This window comes from Candidatus Enterococcus wittei, assembly GCF_002140175.1.
Classification (GTDB): domain Bacteria; phylum Bacillota; class Bacilli; order Lactobacillales; family Enterococcaceae; genus Enterococcus_B; species Enterococcus_B wittei.
On the sequence record NZ_NGMO01000002.1, the window covers coordinates 51,704 to 75,835 of the forward strand.

At 34.8% G+C, this 24,132-nt stretch carries 21 protein-coding genes; 16 read left to right on the forward strand and 5 right to left on the reverse strand.

Features of this window, described 5'->3' with window-relative positions; translation table 11 throughout:
• Positions 1–545: 545 nt before the first annotated feature.
• Genes A5844_RS04615 through A5844_RS04630 form a run of 4 tightly spaced genes read left to right on the forward strand, consistent with a single transcriptional unit; the run spans position 546 to position 4,773 of the window.
• The gene (locus tag A5844_RS04615; RefSeq protein ID WP_086284120.1) at positions 546–878 is read left to right on the forward strand and encodes an LPXTG cell wall anchor domain-containing protein; all 333 of its coding nucleotides are present in this window, start codon (positions 546–548) and stop codon (positions 876–878) included.
• A complete protein-coding gene (locus A5844_RS04620) occupies positions 875–1,894 on the forward strand; it encodes a DUF916 domain-containing protein (RefSeq protein WP_086284121.1) in 1,020 nt (339 codons plus the stop codon). The genes A5844_RS04615 and A5844_RS04620 overlap by 4 nt, the downstream gene beginning before the upstream one ends.
• A gap of 29 nt (positions 1,895–1,923) precedes the next feature.
• On the forward strand, positions 1,924–4,143 hold the full coding sequence (locus tag A5844_RS04625; protein ID WP_086284122.1) for an L-type lectin family protein: 2,220 nt from the start codon (positions 1,924–1,926) through the stop codon (positions 4,141–4,143).
• A 45-nt stretch (positions 4,144–4,188) separates the two neighbouring features.
• Positions 4,189–4,773 (forward strand): hypothetical protein, encoded by a 585-nt coding sequence (locus A5844_RS04630; RefSeq protein WP_086284123.1) that lies wholly within the window; start codon positions 4,189–4,191, stop codon positions 4,771–4,773.
• Positions 4,774–5,259: 486 nt separating this feature from the next.
• On the opposite strand, the gene A5844_RS04635 is transcribed toward A5844_RS04630, so the two are convergent.
• Positions 5,260–6,801 (reverse strand): helix-turn-helix domain containing protein, encoded by a 1,542-nt coding sequence (locus A5844_RS04635; protein ID WP_086284124.1) that lies wholly within the window; start codon positions 6,799–6,801, stop codon positions 5,260–5,262.
• Positions 6,802–7,332: 531 nt separating this feature from the next.
• Here A5844_RS04635 and A5844_RS04640 point away from each other — a divergent pair.
• Together A5844_RS04640 and A5844_RS04645 are read left to right on the forward strand one after the other, a co-directional pair.
• The gene (locus tag A5844_RS04640; protein WP_086284125.1) at positions 7,333–7,689 is read left to right on the forward strand and encodes a DUF7006 family protein; all 357 of its coding nucleotides are present in this window, start codon (positions 7,333–7,335) and stop codon (positions 7,687–7,689) included.
• A gap of 921 nt (positions 7,690–8,610) precedes the next feature.
• On the forward strand, positions 8,611–9,474 hold the full coding sequence (locus A5844_RS04645; RefSeq protein WP_086284126.1) for a DegV family protein: 864 nt from the start codon (positions 8,611–8,613) through the stop codon (positions 9,472–9,474).
• 279 nt (positions 9,475–9,753) lie between these two features.
• On the opposite strand, the gene A5844_RS04650 is transcribed toward A5844_RS04645, so the two are convergent.
• Entirely contained in the window at positions 9,754–11,376 is a 1,623-nt protein-coding gene (locus A5844_RS04650) for an ABC-F family ATP-binding cassette domain-containing protein (protein ID WP_086284127.1), read from the reverse strand.
• Between the two features lie 235 nt (positions 11,377–11,611).
• On the opposite strand from A5844_RS04650, the gene A5844_RS04655 reads away from it, so the two are divergent.
• Positions 11,612–12,133 (forward strand): HdeD family acid-resistance protein, encoded by a 522-nt coding sequence (locus A5844_RS04655; RefSeq protein ID WP_086284128.1) that lies wholly within the window; start codon positions 11,612–11,614, stop codon positions 12,131–12,133.
• 127 nt (positions 12,134–12,260) lie between these two features.
• On the opposite strand, the gene spxB is transcribed toward A5844_RS04655, so the two are convergent.
• Positions 12,261–13,997 carry a pyruvate oxidase gene (gene spxB / locus A5844_RS04660; RefSeq protein ID WP_086284129.1) on the reverse strand — a complete coding sequence of 579 codons (1,737 nt, stop codon included), beginning with the start codon at positions 13,995–13,997 and terminating at the stop codon, positions 12,261–12,263.
• Between the two features lie 155 nt (positions 13,998–14,152).
• Here spxB and A5844_RS04665 point away from each other — a divergent pair, with 155 nt between their 5' ends.
• Positions 14,153–14,971, forward strand: a complete 819-nt coding sequence (locus A5844_RS04665; RefSeq protein ID WP_086284130.1) for a ZIP family metal transporter — start codon at positions 14,153–14,155, stop codon at positions 14,969–14,971.
• Positions 14,972–15,121: 150 nt separating this feature from the next.
• Here A5844_RS04665 and A5844_RS04670 read toward each other — a convergent pair whose 3' ends face one another.
• Positions 15,122–15,319 carry a hypothetical protein gene (locus A5844_RS04670; RefSeq protein WP_086284131.1) on the reverse strand — a complete coding sequence of 66 codons (198 nt, stop codon included), beginning with the start codon at positions 15,317–15,319 and terminating at the stop codon, positions 15,122–15,124.
• Between the two features lie 195 nt (positions 15,320–15,514).
• Between A5844_RS04670 and A5844_RS04675 the strand changes: the two genes are divergently transcribed.
• Both A5844_RS04675 and A5844_RS14180 read left to right on the forward strand, forming a co-directional pair.
• Positions 15,515–16,093 carry a TMEM175 family protein gene (locus tag A5844_RS04675; RefSeq protein ID WP_086284132.1) on the forward strand — a complete coding sequence of 193 codons (579 nt, stop codon included), beginning with the start codon at positions 15,515–15,517 and terminating at the stop codon, positions 16,091–16,093.
• Between the two features lie 85 nt (positions 16,094–16,178).
• Positions 16,179–16,319, forward strand: coding sequence for a hypothetical protein (locus tag A5844_RS14180; protein WP_164498426.1), 141 nt, complete (start codon positions 16,179–16,181; stop codon positions 16,317–16,319).
• Positions 16,320–16,671: 352 nt separating this feature from the next.
• On the opposite strand, the gene A5844_RS04680 is transcribed toward A5844_RS14180, so the two are convergent.
• Positions 16,672–17,121, reverse strand: coding sequence for a hypothetical protein (locus A5844_RS04680; RefSeq protein ID WP_086284133.1), 450 nt, complete (start codon positions 17,119–17,121; stop codon positions 16,672–16,674).
• 762 nt (positions 17,122–17,883) lie between these two features.
• Here A5844_RS04680 and A5844_RS04685 point away from each other — a divergent pair.
• The 6 genes from A5844_RS04685 (at position 17,884) to A5844_RS04710 (ending at position 24,131) form a co-directional block, all read left to right on the forward strand.
• Positions 17,884–18,723, forward strand: coding sequence for a class I SAM-dependent methyltransferase (locus tag A5844_RS04685; RefSeq protein ID WP_209437441.1), 840 nt, complete (start codon positions 17,884–17,886; stop codon positions 18,721–18,723).
• A gap of 808 nt (positions 18,724–19,531) precedes the next feature.
• On the forward strand, positions 19,532–20,755 hold the full coding sequence (locus tag A5844_RS04690) for a radical SAM/SPASM domain-containing protein (protein ID WP_256924524.1): 1,224 nt from the start codon (positions 19,532–19,534) through the stop codon (positions 20,753–20,755).
• The gene (locus A5844_RS04695) at positions 20,752–21,009 is read left to right on the forward strand and encodes a hypothetical protein (RefSeq protein WP_086284135.1); all 258 of its coding nucleotides are present in this window, start codon (positions 20,752–20,754) and stop codon (positions 21,007–21,009) included. The genes A5844_RS04690 and A5844_RS04695 overlap by 4 nt, the downstream gene beginning before the upstream one ends.
• 239 nt (positions 21,010–21,248) lie before the next feature.
• Entirely contained in the window at positions 21,249–22,778 is a 1,530-nt protein-coding gene (locus A5844_RS04700; protein WP_086284136.1) for an ATP-binding protein, read from the forward strand.
• Positions 22,762–23,460: a response regulator gene (locus A5844_RS04705; protein ID WP_086284137.1), complete on the forward strand. Its 699-nt coding sequence runs from the start codon at positions 22,762–22,764 to the stop codon at positions 23,458–23,460. Before A5844_RS04700 ends, A5844_RS04705 begins: the two co-directional genes overlap by 17 nt.
• Before the next feature lie 257 nt (positions 23,461–23,717).
• Positions 23,718–24,131 carry a hypothetical protein gene (locus tag A5844_RS04710; protein ID WP_086284138.1) on the forward strand — a complete coding sequence of 138 codons (414 nt, stop codon included), beginning with the start codon at positions 23,718–23,720 and terminating at the stop codon, positions 24,129–24,131.
• The last annotated feature ends 1 nt before the right edge of the window (position 24,132 follow it).

Here is a 24,132-nt window from a genome sequence, read left to right on the forward strand (position 1 = left end):
GTTCAAATTTTTTTTACATTTAAATTTTACGTTTTTTGATTTACATAGAGTAAAGGTTGATGGAGGTAGTATCCGAGAGTTAGCTTGGGGTAATCTTGATATGCTGAATCTAGACATCTTAAAATTCTTATGGATTGGTTGATTAATTCATAAGAATTTTAAGGTGTTTTTTTTAATCAATATATTTTTAATACAGTGTGATGTTATGTGCATATAGCAGGTTATTTCAAAAAGGATAGTTCTAATATTTTTCTGGAGGTAAAAAAACAGACATGCAGAAAATGGGATGCCCATATATTCTTAATTAATGATTTATATATATTTTTGGAGTAATTGGAATTACGAGGAAGCACTCAAAATTAACAAAGGAGTAATAGATTCAAAGTGAGAAGAAAAGCAATTATAAACGTTGAATCATGAAAACCTTTTTGAAACCAAAGATAAAGGGGGATCTATTGTTAATTTATGTAAAGTTTATTTTACTGGTGTTTAAATTTGTAAAGGAGAATATATATTCAAAATCAGTGTGAATATAAAAAGAAAAAATGAAAAAAAATATTGTTACATTTATTACCTCTATTTTCTTACTTTCAAGTTTGACAACTATTTTAGTTTCCGCATCTGAAAATATTTCAAATGATAATACAGGGATTCAAGTCACCATATTGGAAAGTTTAGAAATAGTATCTCCGGCAGAAACCATGCCACCTAGTTTTGAAATTAATGAAAAGCAACCCGATACTGGCGGATTACCTAAGACGGGTAGCACTCAATCATCAGTAGTTTTGTCAATTGTAGGTAGCCTTTTAATTGTATTCGTTTTGATAGGTATTGTCTGTCGTCTATGGCAAGGAAAAAAAGAAAGGGATCATAAATGAATTTAAAAACTATTTGTTTGACAGGTATTGCACTTTTTTTAGTCTTACCTAGCTTAATTATTGGAAAAGAGGTAGAAGCAGAAGAAAATGATTCTGTTGGTTTTTCTGTTTCACCTATTTTCAATGAAGCACAAAATAAAGAGAGTAATTTTTTTGATTTAACGGTAGTCCCAGACAGTGTTCAAGAGATCGGAGTGATAATCACAAATCAAAGTACTGAAGAAAGCAGTTATGAGATTCAAATTGCGCAAGCAAGCACCAATAAAAATGGTGTGATCGATTATTCCAACATGAAGGGCACATTAGCTAAAACAGTTCCTTTCATAATCAGCGAACAAGCCTCTTTTGAAGTCAGTGTGAAAGTGCCTGCTGGAGAATCTAAAACAGTTCCGATTAAGATCAACATACCGAAAAATTCTTTTACTGGGGAAGTATTAGGTGGCATTAATGTGACGAAAGATTTACCAGAAAAGAAGGCAAGTCAAATCACCAATCAATTTTCCTATGTGATCGGCTTGAGAATGAGAGAACGAGAGGAAAATCCAGAACGAAATCTTGTTGCAGGAGATATATCACCGACTGTTGTTTTTGGAGGTACTGGTATTGAGTGGCCAATCACGAACGATCGATCTGTATCTATGGGGAAATTACAGGTTGATTCTGTATTAAAAAGAGAGGGAAAAGAAGTTGCAAAAGAGACGTATACAGATCGTGAAATTGCACCTGACTCGGTCTATCCATATAGCTTAAAGGTAGATAAAAAAGATTATGTGCCGGGAAAATATGAGCTAAATGTAGTCATTAGCGATGTGCAAGGGAATCGCTGGGAATTCAATGAGGCATTTGAACTATCTGAAAAAGAAGTAAAGGCAGTTTCTGAAGCAGCGATCCAACCGCAAGAAGATTCCAGTTACTTGCTATGGGTCTTGATAATCATTTTTATTGTCATTATTCTTCTTTTGTTGATTTATATCATAATGATGAAAAGGAGAAATAAAAAGCAGATAGAAGAATAGGTGGATTTGAAAACATATGGGGAGAGACTATGAGAAGAAAGTTTACTTATCAAAAAATTTTCGTCACGATCCTATTAGGATTATTTTCAATAACTGTGTGGAATCATTTGATTGCAAAAGCAATTCACGCTCATGCAACAGAAATTACTCCAGCTGCTATTGAAGTTTTGGTCCCAGGGCAAAATCATGATACTGGGGAACATGATTTAGTGACAGAAGACTTTAAAGATCCAAATAGATGGATTTTTAGTGGCAGAGGGGTCGGGGCCAGCGATGCTGGATGGATTTCAGGAACTACCTATTTCAGACTGCAAAATGGGAGAACCGATGCAACGAACGGGAGTGCTTCTTGGGGTATTTATGATGGGGGAATAGACTTTACCAAAGAATTTAAGATCAATATGTATTTAAGAACACTAAAATCTAGCAACCCAGGTGACTCACTAGGATTTATCTTTTCACCAGTTTCAGTGTCGAATATCAAAAATGGTGGTGCAGGCGCAGGGTTAGGGATTAGAGGGTTGCCGTATTCGGTGTTTGTCGGCAGAGACTTTTATTATAATGGGGCCAGTTACGGAGATATAAATAGGTATTATCCAAATCAGGTACGAATTGCTGAAACAAATGAAAATGGGGAGATATTGTTGTCCGGTACGGCAACCACCGGTATTCGTCCAATTGGGTCAGAAAGTATAGTCACCTCTGGTTCAGGGGATATGATTACTATTCTATGGGAACCAAGTGGTCAAACCAACACCAACAACCAAACAATCAAAGGTTCTTTAACTGCTTTTTTCAGAAATACGGTTTTAAAGTATGAGCAAGAGTTAGAACTTCAAAGTAATATGAGTTTTGGGATCGTTTCTGCCACTGCTGGAGGTGCGAGTGAGATGTATGGGGATGTAAGAGACACGATTGTATCTGGTACTAAAGGAACTTCAACAGTAGAGGTAAATTATATAAATAGCCGCACCAATCAAAAAATAGTTGGAATGGATAAAACAACAATCACTGCAAATATCTCTGATACGATAGGTATTAATCAAGCAGGGAATTCTAACGCAGATTATATTTTTGAAGCTCCAGCAGCACCGAGTGGCTATGCATTTGATCATGCGGATGGTCCGTTGACAGTTGAAAACTTCAAAGTGGGCACAGCGAATCCCAATCAATTGAACATCTATTATCAGCCACAAGAGGAAACGGCCTTACTTAGTTATCACTATCTGCCAGGTACACCTGGAACATCAACGATCCAAACAGCTGAGGAACAAACAGAAGTAGCTATTCCAGGGGATCAGAGTAATGGAACCTTTGTACAAGGAAACGCAGATACGAGTCTACCGCTAAAAAGAACGTTTAGAGGATTTTCAGGTGATGTTATCACTATACCTACTCAGTCGAATGATGTTCCAATCGGTTATCAAGTAAGCAAAGTGCGTTTCTTTTCAGGAAACCAAACAAATGTACAAGAATTTGTTGGGACAGATGCTATCGAACAGTTACAAAATATCAATGCCACTTTCGTTTCGGGATTGAATAATATTGTTGTACTCGTCGAAGCGGCTCCTCAAATCGCAAATTTTAATTTTGTCTATGAACCAAGTGATCCATCTGCTCCACCTCTGCCTCAATTACTCACTGTTACAGGGGTTACTGGTGGCGTACTAGAATATCCTAAAGATCAAATAATTGTTGCTTTACCAAAAAATTATGAAATATTATCGATCACAGCACCTGATGGAGTAAGCTATCCTACTATTGAAGATGTAGCAGCGAATAACCCTTATTTTTTAGCTACAGGAAATGATTTTTTGATCAAGTTGAAATTTAAAGAATTCTTGACATTTTCTTCTGTGCCAAATCAATTGAACTTTGGATCACACAAGTTGTCATTATCGGATTTACGAGTAAAAGCAGTCCATGATACTGCTTTTATAGTGACTGATACTCGCCAAGGGAGCCAGAACAATGGTTGGGTATTAAGCGCAAAACAAAATCAATCACTTATCAATAATGGTATCACTCTTAGTTACGTTAATAGAGGAGGTGATGTAATCGAGGTTAATGATCAATTTAACATCATTGAACGCAATAGACCAGAAAAACCAACAGAAGAGATTATTTCCGATGAATGGAAAAATGCGGATAAGGGACTTTTTCTTGAAATCCCATCCTCAGAACAAAAAATCGGAAGCTATAACGGCACCATAACTTGGAGTCTACAAAGCGTTCCGACACCAAACTAAAACGGATTATAAATAATATTAATTCAATATTCAGGAGGAAAAAAAATGAAATTTTTAAAATCAAGTATCGTATTAATGGCTGTAAGTGTAGTGGGAACTAGTTTAATTGGGGTTGCTGCAAACGCAGCAACTGTACCAAATGAAGAAAAAGATTCGAATACTGAAGTGTCATTCACTGACAGCACTGATCCAGATGCAGTGTTGAAATTGATCCATGTACCAGATGTATACAAATTTGAAACGAAATTAGATGCTTCAGGGACGTATTCAATCACTGGAGGAATTGTAGAAAATGACCGAAATATTACTGTTTTTAACGATAAATCTACGCAAGAATGGTCTGTAAAAGCTTCAATTGTGAATGATCAACTTTTAGGAAATAGCAAAGCAGCAACAGTTACAGCTTTCCAAATTGATGGCGTTGATTTAATGGGTGCATCTGCAACAGGTATTGTACATCGATCAAATGTCGCACCAGATGTAATAAATAATACAGGTCAAATTTCAAAACCAGTGTCTGATGCAGGATTACAAATTGAATTCAATAATGCCAATATGGATTTGAAAGCCGGTGATGTATTGACTGGCACGGTTCATTATCAGCTATTCAACACACCTGATGCACAATAATTATTAAGATAAACTGAAATAATAAGTATGTTTTCTGCCTTTTTAGGTATCAAAAAACTCCCAATATAATAAATTGAAAAATTTTGGGAGTTTTAACATTTAGTTTTGGTAGAGGTAGAAACAATTGAAAATCTAGTCAAACCAGTTAGGTAAGCTACCTAGCTGGTTTAAAGGCGTTTTAGCTATTTTTTGTCTTCATCGTTTTGACACATAAATGATTCAACATACGACTGATTTGTCAAAAAATTTTACATATGAAAAGATAACTTTTACCTGTTCAAAATAAGAGCGTTCATATTCATGGAGATCTCATTTCCTTTAGTTCTTCTTTTATGATTAGACTTTAAAATTGCTAAGTGTAACTTTTTCAAAATATTAAGCAATTGATCCATAAATTTTCCACCCATATTAATTACTGTAGGATCATTATGAAGATCGATTTTTTGGTCTAAACTAGGAAGCACAGGTCTTTTTATGAGGGGGCTCTTACTGATTCATTATCTCTTTATCTTGAGTGTATTTAGTCGAATAATCCGTTTGTCTAAGCCTATCAATCGTTTCTTTAAGGACAGTCCAGTCAGAAAGAGTGGGGATATTAGATAAACGGATTAATGAAAAATTTGGATCATCTTTTACATTTATATCATAATTACTTACTACTAAATCAATATTATTATTAATAATATATTTCTGAGTAGGGGGAAATTCAAAATAATAAAGTATTTCGACATTTGTTCCTCGAAATAGTTCTGTTGAAGATACTAAAAAAGCATCTAAGCCAGCTCCACCTTGGAAAACACAAGCAATTTTTAGCTTTTTTTTCAAATGATTGGCTTGTACAGTGTGACTTAATAAAGTTAACGTGACTGATAAATGATCAATATGCATAAATGAAAAATGCCTACTTTTCGAATTAAAATTTTCTAAGCGCTCATTCCATAAAAGATAGTCTGACTTAAATGTAGTCTCTACGAATGTCTTGATTTGAGGATCAACTAATTCAAAGCAAGGAGTGATCATAGATAATAGCCGAACATTGATTAAATAGCTGACTAACTTTTCTACGGAGGAATCTGTAAAAGTAGAAGGGGGATAAAAATTTCGTATAAAGCTCTGTGCTTCTTCTACAATTGTAGGGTTTTCATCTCTTCGAAGAGTAGAAAACTTTTCTTTATCGTTTCCAAAGTAAGAACTATTATTTTCATAAGAAACGCAATGAAGTGAGACAATAAAGGCCCATAAAATTTCTTTTTCTGGCAGATGTACGATCCGATGTTTAAAGAAATATAAATCGTGTAGCACCTTTGAGAAAGAAAGGTATCTGTTTTTTGCTATGATTTGTGTTTCAAGTATCTCTGGTAAATCAACAAAGTATGAGTAACGCCATCTTTTCTTGACGATACTTAACCATAAGGTCAACCTGAAGTGGCTATAATGAAGTTTTGAAGTCTCTAGACTTGCAGCCCATTCTAATAAGAGACTAGCATCTTGGCTACTATCTGAATCTAAAATCAGACTGTCTCCAAAAGCAGAGAAGAAAACAAAAAGGCTAAAACGTATATCCACTTCACGTCCAGTTAGTTCAATTGTGTTTGTTGAAATTGATACGGAATATGTTTTAAGAGAAATATTCATATGTTTGATCGTACGGAAGAGATGACTTCGAGAACAATGGAATTCCAAACATGCGCGTTGAATGGAATATTTTTTGTTCTCAATAATACTCCACATGATTCGAAATTCTAAAGTAGACATTGCTAAGTGCTGAATTGCTGAATTGATAGACACGTTTGGCGCATAAGTTATTGAAATTAAGTTTGCTTTGATTTGGATTTCAAATAAATCACTTGGTAATGTTATTTTTAATAAAGCTAATTCTTTTGTAAGAGTAGGCGAAGAAACGCCAAGTGATTTTGCAAGTTCCTGTACGCTAAGATTTCTTTGTGATGCATTTAAAATCTCGAGTATCTTAACTTGTCGTGAGAACATCTTATCACGGTGTAAATTGATCGCTAGATTGTTTAACATCGTAATCTCCCCCTTTAAAAAATCAACTTATCGACTGAATTAAATTTTTTTCATTATAAGAACAATTATAAAGGAATAAGATTAAAATGGCAAAATCAAAATAAATTTATATTTATTTTTTAATATTAATTTGGTTATTAAATTTAGTTTTTTAAAAATATATATGTTATTTTAATATCTTTGAGCTAGTAACTAATAAAAATCTATAATTTAGAAAAGAATAAAAAATTAGAAATTATACGAGTGGTCATCTGATATAGTATTAATTAGTACTATACTTAATTATGAACAAAGTCCCATCATTAAATCAGTCATGATGATGGAAAAGGTACTGAAGTGGCTAAGAATGAGTCATAGATCATTTTAATAGATGCTCATTTTGCCACTCGCTATAATGAATGCTAATGCTGAGAGGGGATGTATTGAAAGGAATAGAAAAAATACAGGTGCATATATATGGAAAGAGGCTATTTCTTAATTATGAAAAATATGGTTGATGAAAGTGAAAATATGGAGGGTATAGATTGATAAATGGATAAGTTGACTTTTGAAAGATATATTTTTTACTATCAAAGTTTATTAGAGGTTAATAATGAGTTTAAGTTATTAGTTCAGTATGGAGAGAATTTGATAAAAAATTTATTATCATATACGAATTGTCACCATCAAAATACTATGTTAGCTTTTACTGAAATAGTAGCTTTAGATGCTAAATTGCAATTGCTTGATTGCTACTGTTCTTATATGAAAGACCTAAAACTCCAAATGTCAGAAAAAGAGATTATTGATTTAATTGAAACGGAGTATAAAAAATTTTATATTGAATCATTGAATTGGGATATTGAATCGAATCATCGAACGCCATTTTCTTTATTAGTAATTGCCTGAATATCTTTTGAAGAACCTATGAAGTCTAGAAACTAACTTTGATCGCATGATTAATCAAGATGGAAGCTCAATAGATTTCAGCTAGATCATATAGTGATGATCTGATAATTGGTATGTGTATTGATTTTTATAAGATGAGAAAAAACAGACTGTTGATAATAGTATACATAGTAAAAACATAAAGTAGCGCAGATAAGAGGCTGGAACAGAAGTGGTTAACTTCGAGAAATAAGAAGGGATTCACGAAAATTGCTTTTCAAATTTTTGTGAATCTCAGCCTATTATCGAAGGAGTTGCTTCTGATTCCGCCGTTTATACGTATTTAGAGCGAAGAGTAAATAATACTTTTATCCCACGCTCGTCTTAATAAAAAAGCTTTTTAAAGAAGCCAGTCGAATTCCTTTTTCATATTCGAAGAAGGTCTTTTTAAGGTATTTCAGGAACAGCAGAAAAAAGTTATCCTAGATTTTCTCATGATAAGTAACCAGCACTTTTTGTTTATAGAGTTAAGTGGTTTTCAGTTTAAATCGATAGTTATTGATTTATAACATCCGTTTCAGTAAAGTAGTACCCATAAAAAATTGCACCATTTTTTTTTATGCAATGTAACCTAAGTGATTTTCTGAATAGCAGTTCATACAAGGATTTCAATTGACATAGTGCTCCGCCAAAATAGGATTTTCTTTTTCTTGTAGCATCTCAATATTCCTTACAAACTACGAAATGAACAATATACGACTATTTAGTTTGACTGTGATGAAATCTTCTATCACTGCAAGCTTTGGGCCATCAGCCAATAAATACAGATACTTATAAATGTGAATTTTTATAACTAGTTGAAGGGCTGAATATATTTTAATTAGGCGTAGTTTGCTATAATAGATAATGAGGGTAAAGTGTACAATGAAGGAGTTGGAACAAGTGTACCAAATAGTAACAGATTCATGCTGTGACTTGCCATACCAAGTTTTAGCAGAAGCAAATGTTGATTTTTTATCCATGGAGATCCAGTTAGGTGAGCAAGTACTAGTGGATGATCTTGGTAAAACGTTTAATTATGAGAGTTTTATTAATCAATTACGGGATGGCGCAATGCCAACGACCTCACAAATCAATGTAGGTCGTTATCTCGAGTTTTTCCGGGGATATGTCGAAAAACAAATACCAGTATTGTATGTAGCATTTTCCAGCGGATTAAGCGGTTCTTACAATAGTGCTTTACAGGCGATAGAGTTACTCAAAGAATCCTATGAAGATCCTCAAATCTATGTATTTGATACGAAAGCTGCCAGTATTGGTGAAGGAATTTTAGTATTAGCAGCAGCTAGACGGAAAAAAGAAGGTTATTCCCTTGAAGAAACAATCCAATGGTTAGAAAACAACTATTTAAAAGTTCATTCTTGGGTAACTGTCGATGATTTGAAATATTTAGAACGTGGTGGTCGTATTTCAAAAGCCAGTGCAACAATAGGAAGTATTTTAAGTGTGAAACCCATCATCACAGTGGATCCTGGCGGTCATTTAATCAATGTAGATAAGGTACGTGGTAGGAATAAATCGATTCAAAAAGTTGTCGATGAAACAATCAGAACCATTGTTGCTCCATTAGAACAAACGGTCTATATCGCCTATGCTGGTGATTTGGAAAGTGCAGAAAAAGCCAAAAAATTATTGGAAGAAAATATCAAGATGAAAGAAGTAAAACTCTATCCATTAGGCCCAACAGTCGCAAGTCATACTGGTTATGGATGTATTGCGATATTTTCAATGGGAACTACTCGTTAGGACAGTCAAGTAAACTACTCAGCATTTATGGGTAGTTTAACTAGATAGAGGTACGTCTTATAAATCAATGAATAATTCAAGTTGATGACAGCTAAATTCAACCTTTATAAAAGAGATGTAATCTGTATTTAATTATAATAAATAAGCCCAAGAATCCGAAAATAGTTTTTCATATTTTCGGATTCTTGGGCTTTAAGCGATCAGGCGCAGAGTTGCTCTAGAATCTGTAGGTTTATATAAATTTATCTAGAAGTTGTAGTCACTTGTTATGACTGTATTCTATGCCCACAGTTGTTCTAATTGTTTTTGAATATCTTTATTTTCCAAGAATTCATCATAAGTGGTATCTGCACGATCGATGACGCCTTTATCGGACACAGCGATAATTCGGTTTGCTAATGTTTGGATAAATTGATGGTCATGAGAAGCAAATAAAATCGAACCGGTGAAAGCCATTAAGCCATCGTTTAAAGCAGTAATTGACTCCAAGTCTAAATGGTTTGTCGGATCATCTAAGACTAAAACATTTGCCTTAGAAAGCATCAATTTAGAAAGCATACAGCGAACTTTTTCTCCACCAGAAAGAACATTGACAGGTTTTAGAACTTCTTCACCTGAAAATAACATACGTCCTAAGAAGCTTCGTAAAAATGTATTGTCATCTTCTTCTTTACTTGCATATTGGCGCAACCAATCAAGAATCGTTAAATCTGTATCGAATTCTTTTGTCGTATCTTTTGGTAGATAAGAATGGCTTGTAGTCACACCCCAACGGACAGTACCAGTATCTGGAGTAAGTTCGCCCATGATAACTTTAAACAAAGTGGTCGTTGTAATATCATTTTCAGCTACAAAAGCAACTTTATCTTCTTTGTTCAAAGTAAATGATATATCATCTAAAATCTTCTTACCATCGATCGTTACACTTACATTTTCGACTTGTAGCAAGTCATTCCCGATTTCTCGTTCTGGTTTGAAGCCAACGAAAGGATAACGTCTAGAAGAAGGTTGAATATCATCTAGCGTAATTTTTTCTAACATTTTTTTACGAGAAGTTGCTTGTTTTGATTTAGAAGCATTCGCACTGAAACGAGCAATAAATTCTTGTAATTCTTTGATTTGTTCTTCTTTTTTTGCATTTGCGTTTGCTTGTAATTTTGTTGCTAGTTGACTGGATTCTAACCAAAAATCATAGTTTCCAACATATAGCTTGATTTTACCAAAATCTAAATCGGCCATATGTGTACATACTTTGTTTAAGAAATGACGGTCATGGGAAACGACGATGACTGTATTTTCAAAGTTGATCAAAAATTCTTCCAACCAATTGATTGATTGAATGTCTAAACCGTTTGTGGGTTCATCAAGAAGCAATACATCAGGTTTACCAAATAATGTTTGCGCTAGTAAGACTTTAACTTTTTGACCACCAGTTAACTCGCTCATCAACTGATGATGTAATTCTTCAGGGATATTCAAGCCTTGAAGTAAAACAGCTGCTTCAGGTTCCGCTTCCCAACCGTTTAATTCAGCAAATTCGCCTTCTAGTTCAGCCGCACGAATACCGTCTTCGTCTGTGAATTCTTCTTTCATATAAATGGCATCTTTTTCTTTCATTACTTCGTATAAACGTTTATGCCCCATAATAACAGTTTCTAACACTGTATATTCTTCGTAATCATAATGATTTTGTTTCAAAACAGCCATACGTTCATCTGGACCTAATGAAACTGTGCCAGTCGATGGTTGTAAATCACCAGATAATACTTTAAGGAATGTTGATTTACCTGCACCATTTGCACCTATTAAGCCGTAGCAATTGCCGGGTGTGAATTTTATATTAACATCATCAAATAGTTTGCGATCTGAAAAGTGCAAACTTACATCATTTACAGTAATCAATTTTTTTCCTCACTTTATCTTTATAATATTTTGACAAGCCTTCTAGAATTATATAGGGGAATGTTGAAAGTTTCAAGGAAATCAGAAATTCTTTATGTTTCACGTGAAACACAAGAAGGAAAAAATTTTTTAATTTTTTTTTAAAATAAAAGCATTTTCAAAACAGCAAATTTTTTGACGTTATTTAACGAGGGGCGTAAGATAAATACAAATCAAATGAAAGGAAGGATAAAAAATGGGAAAAAGAAGAAAAGTGGACTGGGGCTCATTGATTTTAGGAATACTCTTTGTAATTGTATCTCTATTATCATTCCAAGATCCAGTTGGTAATCTTGTGGCTATCGTTATTGTATTTGCAGTTTTTGCTTTTCTAAAAGGGATTTTTGAATTGTTCGTCCGTAATCGTGTGAAGGAATTGACTGGTTACAAAGGAAAAATGCCATTATTGATAGGGATTATTGATATTTTGATCGGAATCTTCTTTCTATTCAACATTGGCGCTGGGGTAGTTGCTTTACCTTATGTATTCGCAATCTGGTTTATTATGGATTCAGTCTTAGCATTATTTACTGCTGATCTTGCAAAAGGACTAAGCGAAGGCTACTACTGGTTTACGATCATTGTCAATATTTTAGGAATCTTACTTGGTATTATTCTATTATTCAATCCATTATCTTCAGCATTGACACTAAGCTTTTTGGTTGGTTTCTACTTCATGCTTTTTGGAATCACCCATATCGTTTACGCGTTTAGATAATCAACAAATTAAAATAGTACGCTTCTAGAAAATGAAAAAACACCATAGTTAAAAAGCCGCTGGTTCGAGCAAGTTACTCGAATCCAACGGCTTTTTTTAGGTTTCTATGATCAATAAAAGAAAGAATCTATTTTGCTCGTTCCTTTTCGTATAATTCATTTAAGACAGGTAGATCATGAACTTCATACTTTTCTTTAAAATGTGCAATTTCTTCAGCTGAATAATACATTGGATCTAGATGAAGATCCTCAACCGGTAAAGGACGTTTGTTTTCAATTTTTACATCAATGACAACAGGACGCTTTGCAGTGACAGCAGCATCAAATGCTGGGCGTAACTGTTCGTATCTAGTAATTGTGAAACCATCGGCACCTAAAGCCTCGCACGCTTTTCCAAAATCGGCTTCTTCAATAAAAACGCCAAATTTCTTTTGTTCGGTATCTTCTTGTTCGGCTTCAATAAATCCAAAAGAATTGTTGGAGAAAACAACGTTGATAATTGGTAATTGATAAGCAACTTGGGTCAAGATATCTTGCATGACCATGGCAAAGCCACCATCACCACTCAAAGTAAATACTTGCCTTTCTGGAAAACTTAATTGTGCAGCAATTCCACCAGGAACGCCATTCCCCATAGTAGCAAACCAACCAGAGGTCGTATGCTGTTGCTGACCGTTCATCTCAAGTAGGCGAATCGAATGAATGGTTGTATTTCCAACATCAGTAACAAAGATTGCATCTTCTTTTGCAACACGATTGATTTCTTTATAGACTGCTTCTGGACGTAGTGGTTGGTCTTTACGGTCTGCAAAGGAATGTAGCCACTTATGCCACTTGCGAACATTTTCCTGATTTGCGGAATACCAAGCATCTGCCTTACGTGAAGAGCCTAATTCTACCAGTTGTTGCAATGTCACTGCGGCATCCCCTAAAATCGACACATCTGTTGGGTGTCGGCGACCAAATTTTGAAGCATCAATATCGACTTGAATAAATGCGGCTTCTGGATTGAAGAAAGCCCGTCCAAAAGGAAAATCACTCCCTACGAATAAAATCAAATCCGCTTGTGCTAAAGCTTCGTTTGCTGGTTTAGTAGCCACACGTCCGGCAAAGCCAAGGAAATTTTCGTAAGTATCAGGAATAATTCCTTTTGCTAACACAGAAGCCACGACTGGCATCGAAAAGTGTTTCGTAAAGTGTTCAATTTGTGCAAAACCATGGCGTATTCCTTGGCCAATAAACAATACTGGTTTCTTCGCTTGTTCGATAAGAGGCAAAGCCGTTAAAATATCCTTTTTCTCAGGCAAGACAACTCCTGTTTTATAGTTTTTAGCAGTTGAAAATTCTTGAATATCAATTTCTTCAAAGCCAAAATCAACAGGAATCGTCACGATGGCTACCCCTTTGTAGGCATATGCAGCTTTGATTGCTTCATCAACGACATGTGGCAAACTTTCTGGGGTCATGACGGTTCGATTATATACGCTGACATCTGCAAAAATTGGATTTTCATTTAATTCTTGAAAGGCATTGTAATTCATGGAAGTGGAAGGGACTTGCCCTAAAAGAGCAACTACAGGTACATGATCCATTTGAGCATCGTAAAGGCCATTGATCAAATGAGTCGCGCCAGGTCCAGCTGAACCGAATACTGCACCAACTTTACCAGTTAACTTCGCATCAGCTGCCGCAGCTAATGCACCGACTTCTTCATGACGAACTTGAATGTAGTGAATGTTCTCTCTTTCATGATATAACGCATCCATAATGGAATTGAATGATCCGCCGGGAATACCATAAATATGATCGATCTCCCAACTTTCAAGTACTTTCACCATGGCAATACCAGCATTAATCGTTGACATAGTCGCACACTCCTCTAAAAAAAGATGATGTTGAATTTAGTTAAAGTATAAAGCTTACTGGATAAAAGCCCAACTAAATCGCTTTTCATAAAAATAGTAGTCACATTTTTTGCAATATGCTAGAGTAGTAAATAAATGATTGAAAGGGGATTTGTATGATTGAATGGCTGTTAGGGCTAGAACCATGGCAACAAGCACTAGCTGGGACCGCCTTTACTTATTTTATGACGGCACTTGGAGCAGGGTTAGTATTTTTCTTTAAAGAAATTAAGAAAGAAGTTTTAAATCTGATGTTAGGGTTTGCTTCAGGTGTGATGATTGCGGCAAGTTTTTGGTCCTTATTAGATCCAGCAATCACTAAAGCTGAAGAAAATGGTGATATTGCTTGGCTAGTCGTTAGTATTGGTTTTGGTTTAGGTGGTTTGTTTCTCTATATTGCAGATAAAACATTACCGCATATGCATTTTGGACCACAACATGAAAAAGAAGGACTACCAACTCATTTAAAACGAACGATCTTACTTGTCTTTTCGATTACACTGCATAATATTCCAGAAGGGTTAGCTGTCGGAGTTGCTTTCGGTGCAGCTTCAGCTTCAGATAACCCTACTGCGGCTGTCTTAGCTGCGGTGTCGGTAGCATTAGGGATTGGGATCCAAAATTTCCCAGAAGGGGCTGCAGTATCGATCCCATTACGCCAAGAAGGACTAAGCCGTACAAAAGCATTTGTCTATGGTCAAGCCTCTGGTATCGTAGAACCAATAGCAGGAGTTATCGGTGCTGTTTTAGTGACTAAAGTATCTGTTTTGTTACCATATGCTTTAGCCTTTGCTGCTGGTGCAATGATTTATGTCGTGGTGGAAGAATTGATTCCTGAAGCACAACAGACATTATCAAGTAAACGTCACTTTGCAGTTTTTGGCGTCATGCTTGGATTTATCATCATGATGATTTTAGACGTAGCATTAGGGTGAAAAAGATATATCATTTATCCGTTTGCGGATTTCTAAATAAACAGGAAAATGATATAACAACTATATATCTTTTTTTAAAATTTGTGGAAAATAAAAAAGAGGGGTGAAAATCGTAAATTTCATCTCTCTTTTTTTATTTATTTCCCCATTTTAGTAGTACTTTCTACGTTGTGATGCATGAGTGATCCAACGGACTAACCAGATAGCAATAGCTGCTGGGATTAATAGTTTGATACCTAACCATAATAGGCTAGAGATAATCCCTACAAAAAGGCTAAGGATGAAACTGGCTACGATCAATCCTACAATCAATAAACCTATCGTAACAAATGTGTTTCTTTGACGCATAACAATCGCCTCTTTCTAGTTGAATGTTCATTACAACTTTACATTTTTTCTTCCTGTTCCCTATGAAGAAACTATATCAAGGATACTATGATAAAACATCCATCTGTAGGCTGATTTATCTTTGCAACTTTGGTGTGAATCAGTTGCTTTAATTCTCTTGATCCTATTAAAATGAGGAAAGGGGATGAAATGAGTATGCCAAAAAACCGATTAGAAGCTTTTACTGATGCGGTAATTGCTATTATTATGACGATTCTTGTGTTAGAGTTGCACGTGCCGCAATCAGATACGTTTCAAGCATTAACTGCGTTAGGATTTCGAATAGTGATTTATATTGTCAGCTTCTTTACTTTAGGGATTTATTGGAACAATCACCATCATTTATTTCAGGCCATACACAAAATCAATGGGCGTACGCTATGGGCGAATAGCTTTTTTCTTTTTGCGTTATCACTTTTTCCATTCGCTACTTCGTGGATCAGTGAGTATGTTAATAGTTTGGCCCCTGAAGTCACTTATGGGTTCGTCACATTAGGTGCAAACGTAGCCTATTATTTATTGATGAGAACCTTGGTAGAAACAGATAAGGACAATAAAAATTTTATCAAAACGTTATTAGGTAACTACAAAAAATCGTATTTATCCATGGGTTTAAATGTGTTAGGGATTCTATTAGGGTTTTGGCTGGCACCTATAGCAGTATTGATCGTTAATCTTTTTATTTTAGTAGCATGGCTGATTCCAAGTCGAAAAATCGAGGCGTATTTTCATTAGATCGTTGTATTTAAGAAAATTGTAAATAAAATATAAGAAAAAAATCGATTATTTAAGGGATAATGTTGCTTAAAGAGGGATGTTTATGAGGAATCGAAAAAATTTCTATATCGGTTTAATTGCCAGCGTGATCACCATACTTATATACATCGATCAAACGAAATGTAGCGGTCTTGTTGTGGGAATATCTATTTTGTGTACGTTGGTCACAATGATTAAAGGCTAAATAGTTTTGATGCACTGATGCGTACTTAGTACAAAGCAAAAGGCATCAAAACTTTTTTTTGTGGAAAAGTGAGGAGCGGGAAGTATAAGTTGTCCACTGTGGATAACTGTTATTCTCTTTGAGCATCTACAACGAAGTTTCATAAAATAAAGAATTAAACTTGTATGCGCCGTTATTTTAAATAACAATGAAGAAGGAGTGTTTTTCAGTAGAAAAAAGAGTCACTCCGCTTTGGAATGAAAGAATCATAAAGAATCGAAAAATACACTAGTTAAATAAAGAAAAAGACTGGTAAATAAGAAGACCTCCACATACCCTGCGGAGGTATACGGAGGTCGACTAAATATTTGGATTAACTTGTTGGATTAGGCGTAAATTCTGAATAGCTATTACTTTTATAAGCAAAATATTGATTATCTTTTCTTGCGATACCAAAAGTATCAGCGATATGTAGATTTTGTGGTGAAAATTTAAGTCCAGGGATTGAAAAGCGTTGTTCTTTGATATCTAAAATGTCAATTTCAAAGGATAACTCATTTTTTTCATCTTTTGTTAAGATGATATAAGGATCCTTGTTGAAGTTGATCTCAGTCACTTGGTAAATACCTAAAAAGAGAAGTTGTTCATCCATAGATTTTAATAGTTCCTTTTTTGTTGGTACATACTCCATCTTTGTTTCAGCAGGTTGATCCATTATAGCTTTTGATGTAACATCCTTAACTGGAAAAAGAAAAAAACTACCGAATGCCAACAAACAACTTAAGAACAAACAACTACTGATAAAAAGAATGATTTTTTTCATGTTTTTATTCCTTTCTATTAATTTAATATCAATTCTAATGTAATATATGATGTGTAAACAATGCTATGTAATAATAAGCAAAACTTTATTTTTGTTATTAAAAAGTAATTTCTCCCCCAGTATAAATTCTTTGTAAAAAAAAATAAAGACCATTTTGAAAATACTTTTATTCAAATGAAAACCTTCTAATATTTGAGGTGAAAATCTCTTTGTTTTCTATAAATATCTATCGTTATTTTAATTATGGAATAAATTCTACGTGTTATATAAAGAACTATACATAGTCTGTCTCTTATACACATCTAGATGTGTATAAGAGACAGGTCCTATTACATATTAAAATAAATATTTGTTATTATTAGTCCTCTTGTATTATATACTTATTTTTACGTTGGGTCCTTACTTTAGTAGGAGCGTTTTACCTCATTTCATCTATACGTTCAATTGAAGTAAAATAGTATATTTGCATCGTTGACAAAAATAATCGGTTCGGGTTACAATCAAGTTTATAAAATTGAGGAAAAAGGTGAAGTATCCGGCCTATCAGATGTTTGTCAATCAATAACATGGGTAGGACTGGAAAAGAGTGAATAAAATCAATTCAATAGGTAAAAAAATTAGCTGTTTGATGGCTTTATTTAGTATACCTATTTTTGGTTTTATTTTACTCTTTACGTAACTTCTCTTTATGGAAGGCCGTAGAGTAAAATCTACGGCTTTTTCTTTTGCTTGATTTTAAAAAAAGAATAGGAGATGAAACAAATGATTACAACACTTTTAGAAACACCGACAATTTATAAGCAAACAGAAGGTGCTTTTTGGGATGACCCACACATTTCCAAACAAATGTTAAACGCACATCTTGACCCAGAGTTTGAAGGTGCGAGTAGAAAAGCTGATTTCATTGATCAATCAGCTCAATGGATCAGTACGCTTTTCCCATCATCAAAATATCCCACCTTACTAGATCTTGGCTGTGGTCCGGGAATCTATAGTGAGAAATTTACTCAATCAGGATATAAAGTGACAGGGCTTGATTTTTCAAAGCGTTCCATTAACTATGGACAAGATTCGGCTAAGAAGAAACAGCTAGAAATCGATTATCGTTATGAAAATTATCTAGTGATGGATCTTCAGAAAAAATTTGATTTGATCACTATGATTTATTGTGATTATGGTGCCTTATCAGAAGAAAATAGAAAAATCCTCCTCGATAAAATTTTTCATCATTTAAAACCCAAGGGGAAAGTATTATTTGATGTGTTTTCACTAACAAAATTCATGGATTTTGAAGAAAAACAAACATGGGAGAGTAACCCGAAAGGTGGTTTTTGGACAGCGGAACCACATATTGCTTTAAATAACTACCTCAAGTACAACAACAATGTTACTTTAGAACAAACTTCTATTTTAACCGAAAATAAATTGATCGATTATTATCTATGGACAACCTATTTCACTCAAGAAACATTGATGAAAGAAGTGTGTGAAGCTGGGTTTAGTGTTGTGGATGTTTTTGGTGATGTAAAAGGAAGCTTGTATAAGAAAGACTCTCCTACGTTGGCGATAGTATTAGAAAAGCAAAGTGAATCTAATGGTTAATTTATGTAGTATTTATTTCTGTATAAAAAGTGCTTTTCTGATGGATGATTGAAGGGCGGTTTCTTATAGAGCATCAATTAGCGTTTATAAAAAAGTGATTTAATTCATATTTTGAAGGATAGGTATTTATTTCTATAAAAATAAAAACCTGTTCTTTGCTATTTTCTTGTTTAGGAAAATAACTGAAATAATTAAGAAGGCATAAAATGAATGAAGGTAAAAATAGATTAACTTAGTAAAAAAATCTAATCCATATTAAAAGTTGATGACAGTGAGATAACGTTTATTCCATCGCTTTTATTATGTTATTCTTAGGTTTAATCTATCTGTTAATTGGGGCATATTGACAGCTATTTACAGGCCGTATTATACTTCGCGTAGGAAAAATAAATTTTTTCCTAGCAGGTAGAGAGGGGAGATCTGCTATAAAAAATATTTACATAGAGAGTGGATTTATCTTTTTTATCATTTTGTCAGTTAGTTGAATGATTTTATTATTAAGGAGGAACGGTCATGTTTAAAAAACCTGAATTGAAAAAAATAGTGGGTGCTTATCTTGCACCATGTTCATGTGGCCTATTTACTGGTCAAGGATCGTAAAAAACTACAGCCATAAAATAGGAGATTATAACGGTGTGTTTAGCTCCAAGAAATAAGCGGAAGAATCCGAAAATAGTTTTTCCTATTTTCGAGATTTCTCCGCTTATTTTCTCGTAGGAAAAATGTTTATCATAATGCTTTAGCGTAATTAGATAAGAAGTTATTAGTAATCGGTTCATATATTGAAAATAAATAGGAGGATAGTTCATTGAAAATAAAAGAAAATCTGTATGCTTATCCATTTGATAAGCAATTTATTTTACATAATGTTTTACGAAGTACATGGATCATGGTTGATGAAGAAGAGTTAGAACATATCAAGAAAGAAAACTTCAGCAGGTTATCTACAAGCACAAAAAATAAATTGAAGATTTTTCAAATCCTTATAGATACTCCTTTGGAAATCCAACGTGATACACTTACGATCCCTAAAACGGCTTATTTGGTAATCACCCATAAATGTAATTTAAAATGTGTTTATTGTTACGCTGAAGCTAGTCCTGAGAAAGACTACGAGGATCGTTTGAATTTGAAAGAATGGTTAACTATCCTGAATCAATTGAAAGATGAAGGGGTAGAAAAAATCGTTTTTACTGGTGGAGAAATTGGTTTAAGCAGAGATACATTGACCCTAATCGATTATGCCAAACAACTTGACTTAACAGTCGGATTGATCACCAATGGGACATTATTGAGAAATAAAAAGGATGCTGAATTTTTAGCTGAAAGGTGTGATTCTCTCACAATCAGTTTGGACTCCATTGATCCAGTAGCAAATGATAAAAATAGAGGGAATGGTTGCTACAAACTAGCTATGAGAGCTATTCAACATCTTCTAGATTTGAAGTATAAGAATATTTCAGTAAATGCAACTATCACGAACAATAATTTTGACCAGGTAGATGAGACGATCCAGTTCTTTAAAACCAACCATATCAATTACAAATTAGGAGGCTTTAGTGAGTTAGGTAGAGCAAAGATGGCAGAGATTTCTTTAACACAAGAAGAGAGAAAAATCATCGAATTAAAAGAAAAAAATGAACAACGATCTCCATTGTTAAAACCTTTTTCAGTGAGAGAGTCTTGTGGTCTTGGAGTAGGGGAATTTGCGATCAATCCAGTAGGAGATGTGTTTGCCTGTAAGCTTTTGGAAACGGATGATTATAAACTAGGCAATATTCGGCAACAGTCTCTTAAAGATATTTTTGGCAGAGAGAACCGTAAACGAATCAACACACAAACGGTCAAGCATCTAAACAAGTGTCAGCGTTGTTCTTTTAGATACTTGTGTGGGGGTGGCTGTAGAGCACATCATTACTATGCAACGAATGATCTGCAAGGTGTTGATGATTCAGAATGTGTGTTGATAAAGGAAACACTGAAGTTTCAAATGTATCGAAGCTGTTTGAACGGAATAGGGGGAGTACAATGAAGATCAATGAACAGGTTATATACGAAAAAATGGGAAACGAAGTGTACTTAAACATCGAAGACGACAGTTTTGTTTTGGATAACGAGGTATCGATTTACATATTCGATTTATTGAAAGTTGAACAGACGCCTGAGGGGATAAAACAATTAGTCCGAGAAAAATTTCCTTCAACTGAAGAATTCACAGATGAAGAAAAAGAGGAATACATTGATGAATTTCTATTTGTTCTTCAGAAAAACCATATCATCCATTAGCGCTTGTTTATTCAAAGGATTAGCCTCTTTTTTTTCTTGCCTATTTCTTATAAAAGAAGCATACTAAATGGGACATAAGCTTAAACGCTGATGTGATTTTTAATTAAAACTCTTCAGAAAAAATAGTCGGATGGTCATTAGAATGATCCGTTTCTATAGTACTGAGAGTTCGATAAATAGGGCCAAAAGTGAGTTGTCTCAAAACTGAGGATAAGGAATATAAAAAGTGTGGTGAAAAAATGATAAGAGTTCAACCGACAGCCTACAAATCTACTATACGTTCACTTATCGTTTTAATCTTAGTCCTGAGTGTAGCAACCGGGATAGGCTATTTATTCAGATACTATGGTTTCCCCGAGACCAATATTGTTATTGTTTACATCTTAAGCGTGATCATTAATTCGGTTTATACGCCATTATTTATGTTGGATGTTCTTTCATCACTAGCTGCTACTTTTACTTTTAATTATTTTTTTACGGAGCCTTATTTCACTTTTTCCGTAAATGATCCTAGTTACCTCATTACTTTTGTCATTATGACAGTGACGGCTATGATTACAAGCACGCTTACCTCAAAAGCGAAGAAAAATGCTTTGGATGCAAAGGAAAAAGAAGCGGAAGTCAGGGCACTTTATAAGCTTACTAATCGTTTAACAGGCGCCTACAATATAGAAGATATCATAGAGACTGTCGTTTTTACTGTCAGTGAAGTAATGGATTGTCATGCAGCTTGCTTGTATTTTGACGAAACAGGAATACTGGAAAGTACATTTTTTCAAAAATCGATGCAAGGAAAGCTGACACGTCGAAAAATCAAAGACAGTGCAGAGATAAAGAAGAAATTAGAGGATCTATCTACGGCTTATGCCATAAATAATGAATTCTATGATTTTCCTATCTATGGTCATGAGAGAATACATGGAGCGATCAGGATCCCTATAGAATATGCTCAAAAGTTTAATGAAAAGCAAATCCAAATTTTACAGTCTATGATTGAAAATACAGCACTTGCTATGGATCGCTTTTACAGCGTGCAGGAACGCATGAAATTTCGTGAGGAAACAGAAAGAGAACACTATCGTGGAAATCTTCTACGATCTATCTCCCACGATTTACGGACCCCTCTGGCTGGAATCTTAGGTACAAGTGAAATCGTGATGGACATGACGACAGGAAATGAAGAAGTCCATGATCTCGTGGGTGGTATTTATAGAGAGGCAGAGTGGTTGCATGCTCTTGTAGAAAACATCTTGAATTTAACACGTTTACAAGAGGGGCATTTACTTCCTCATAAAGAATTGGAAGCTGTAGAGGAAGTGATTGGTTTTGCGGTTGAGAATATGAGACGACGCTATAATGGGCTTCAAGTGAACGTGAGTGTACCTGATGAATTACTAGTCATTCCTATGGATGCACGCTTGATTTCACAGGTACTGATCAATCTCTTAGACAATGCGGTCAAACATACGGAAGATAAGAAAGGTATTTTTGTTACTGTCGTTGAAGAGAATGAATGCGTACGTTTTGTCATTTCAGATAATGGAACAGGCATCCGTGAAGAAGATTTGCCGAACATCTTCGGAATGTTTTACACTACAGGGACAAAACTTTCAGATGCACAAAGTGGTGTGGGTCTTGGGCTTGCTATCTGTGAAGCAATTGTAAAAGCACATGGTGGCGAAATAAGCGCACGAAATAAGAAAGATGGATCTGGTGCGGAATTTATATTTACATTACCTATGGAGGATCAAAATGAACAGAAACAATGAAACGATCCTTGTAGTTGAGGATGATAAACAAATACGTAAATTTATTTCCTATTCCTTGGAAACAGAGGGCTATGGTTATGTTAGTGTGGTAAATGCACAAGATGCGTTGTCACAACTTGTTGTCAATCAGTTCAGTGTCGTACTACTTGATTTGGGTTTGCCCGATTTTGACGGGATGGAAGTGATAAAAAAAGTCCGAGAATGGTCAGAAATCCCGATTATCGTAGTATCTGCCCGTGATCAAGATAAGGAAAAGGCAGCAGCGTTAGATGCAGGTGCAGACGATTACTTAACGAAGCCGTTTTCTGCGACTGAATTGTTGGCTCGTATCCGTGTTGCTTTGCGCCATGCCAATAAACTTAGGGGTAGTATCGGTAGACCAGTCGCTTCTGTCGGCTTGTTGAAAATGGATTTTGAAAAACGTTTATGCTATCTGGGAGACGAGGTCATTCATTTGACCCCTCTTGAATATAGTTTACTTTCTTTATTTTTCAAAAATATTGGTAGAGTACTAACTACAGGTACGATTCTTAAAGAGATTTATGGAATAAACTATGGCAATGATACACGAGCATTGCGTTCCCTTATGGCGGGACTTCGTCGTAAAATCGAAGAAAATCCTGCAAATCCACGTTATCTTTTAACGGAGATTGGTGTCGGTTATAGACTAACTGATGAATGATCAAAAAAAGAGGTTAGAGCAGAAGTGGTTAACTCCAAGAAATAAGAAGGAGTTGCTTCTGATTCTGCCGTTTATACGTATTTAGAGCGTGAAACAAGAGTAAATCATACTTTTGTTTCATGCTCTTTTTATTTTCGATTAAACTCAATTCTCACAAGATTCTCACACTGTTCAGCTGATTCTCACACTATCCTTACAAGAAATCTTCTATCATGAAACTGTAACGAGAAACGTTATTTCAAGGAGGTGTGAGTATTATGAGGAATAGAAACCAACTAGAAGATCAAAGAGAATTAATGGAACTATGCACTCAAATTCGCGAATTAATACCTAAAAATGAGTATGAAAAATGCGAAAAGTTATTATGTATGGCGATGCAAAAACATCCCCATGCGCCACATCCCCATAACTTATATGGATTACTGTTTGAAGCACAAGGGGATCATCGAACGGCAATGAAACATTTTCGGGCAGCCTGTGCGCTTGATGCGACTTATGTACCGACACAATATAACTTAAAACATTTTGGGACTTTTTATTCATGGGGGAAATGGGCTTACGATGAATCCGATTGTCCCGATGAGCAAGAGGAAGAGAATTATGAAATTCATTATGATACGAATGGCATAGGCCGTATCGTAAAGGAACAATTGATATTCGGGAGGAAATGAA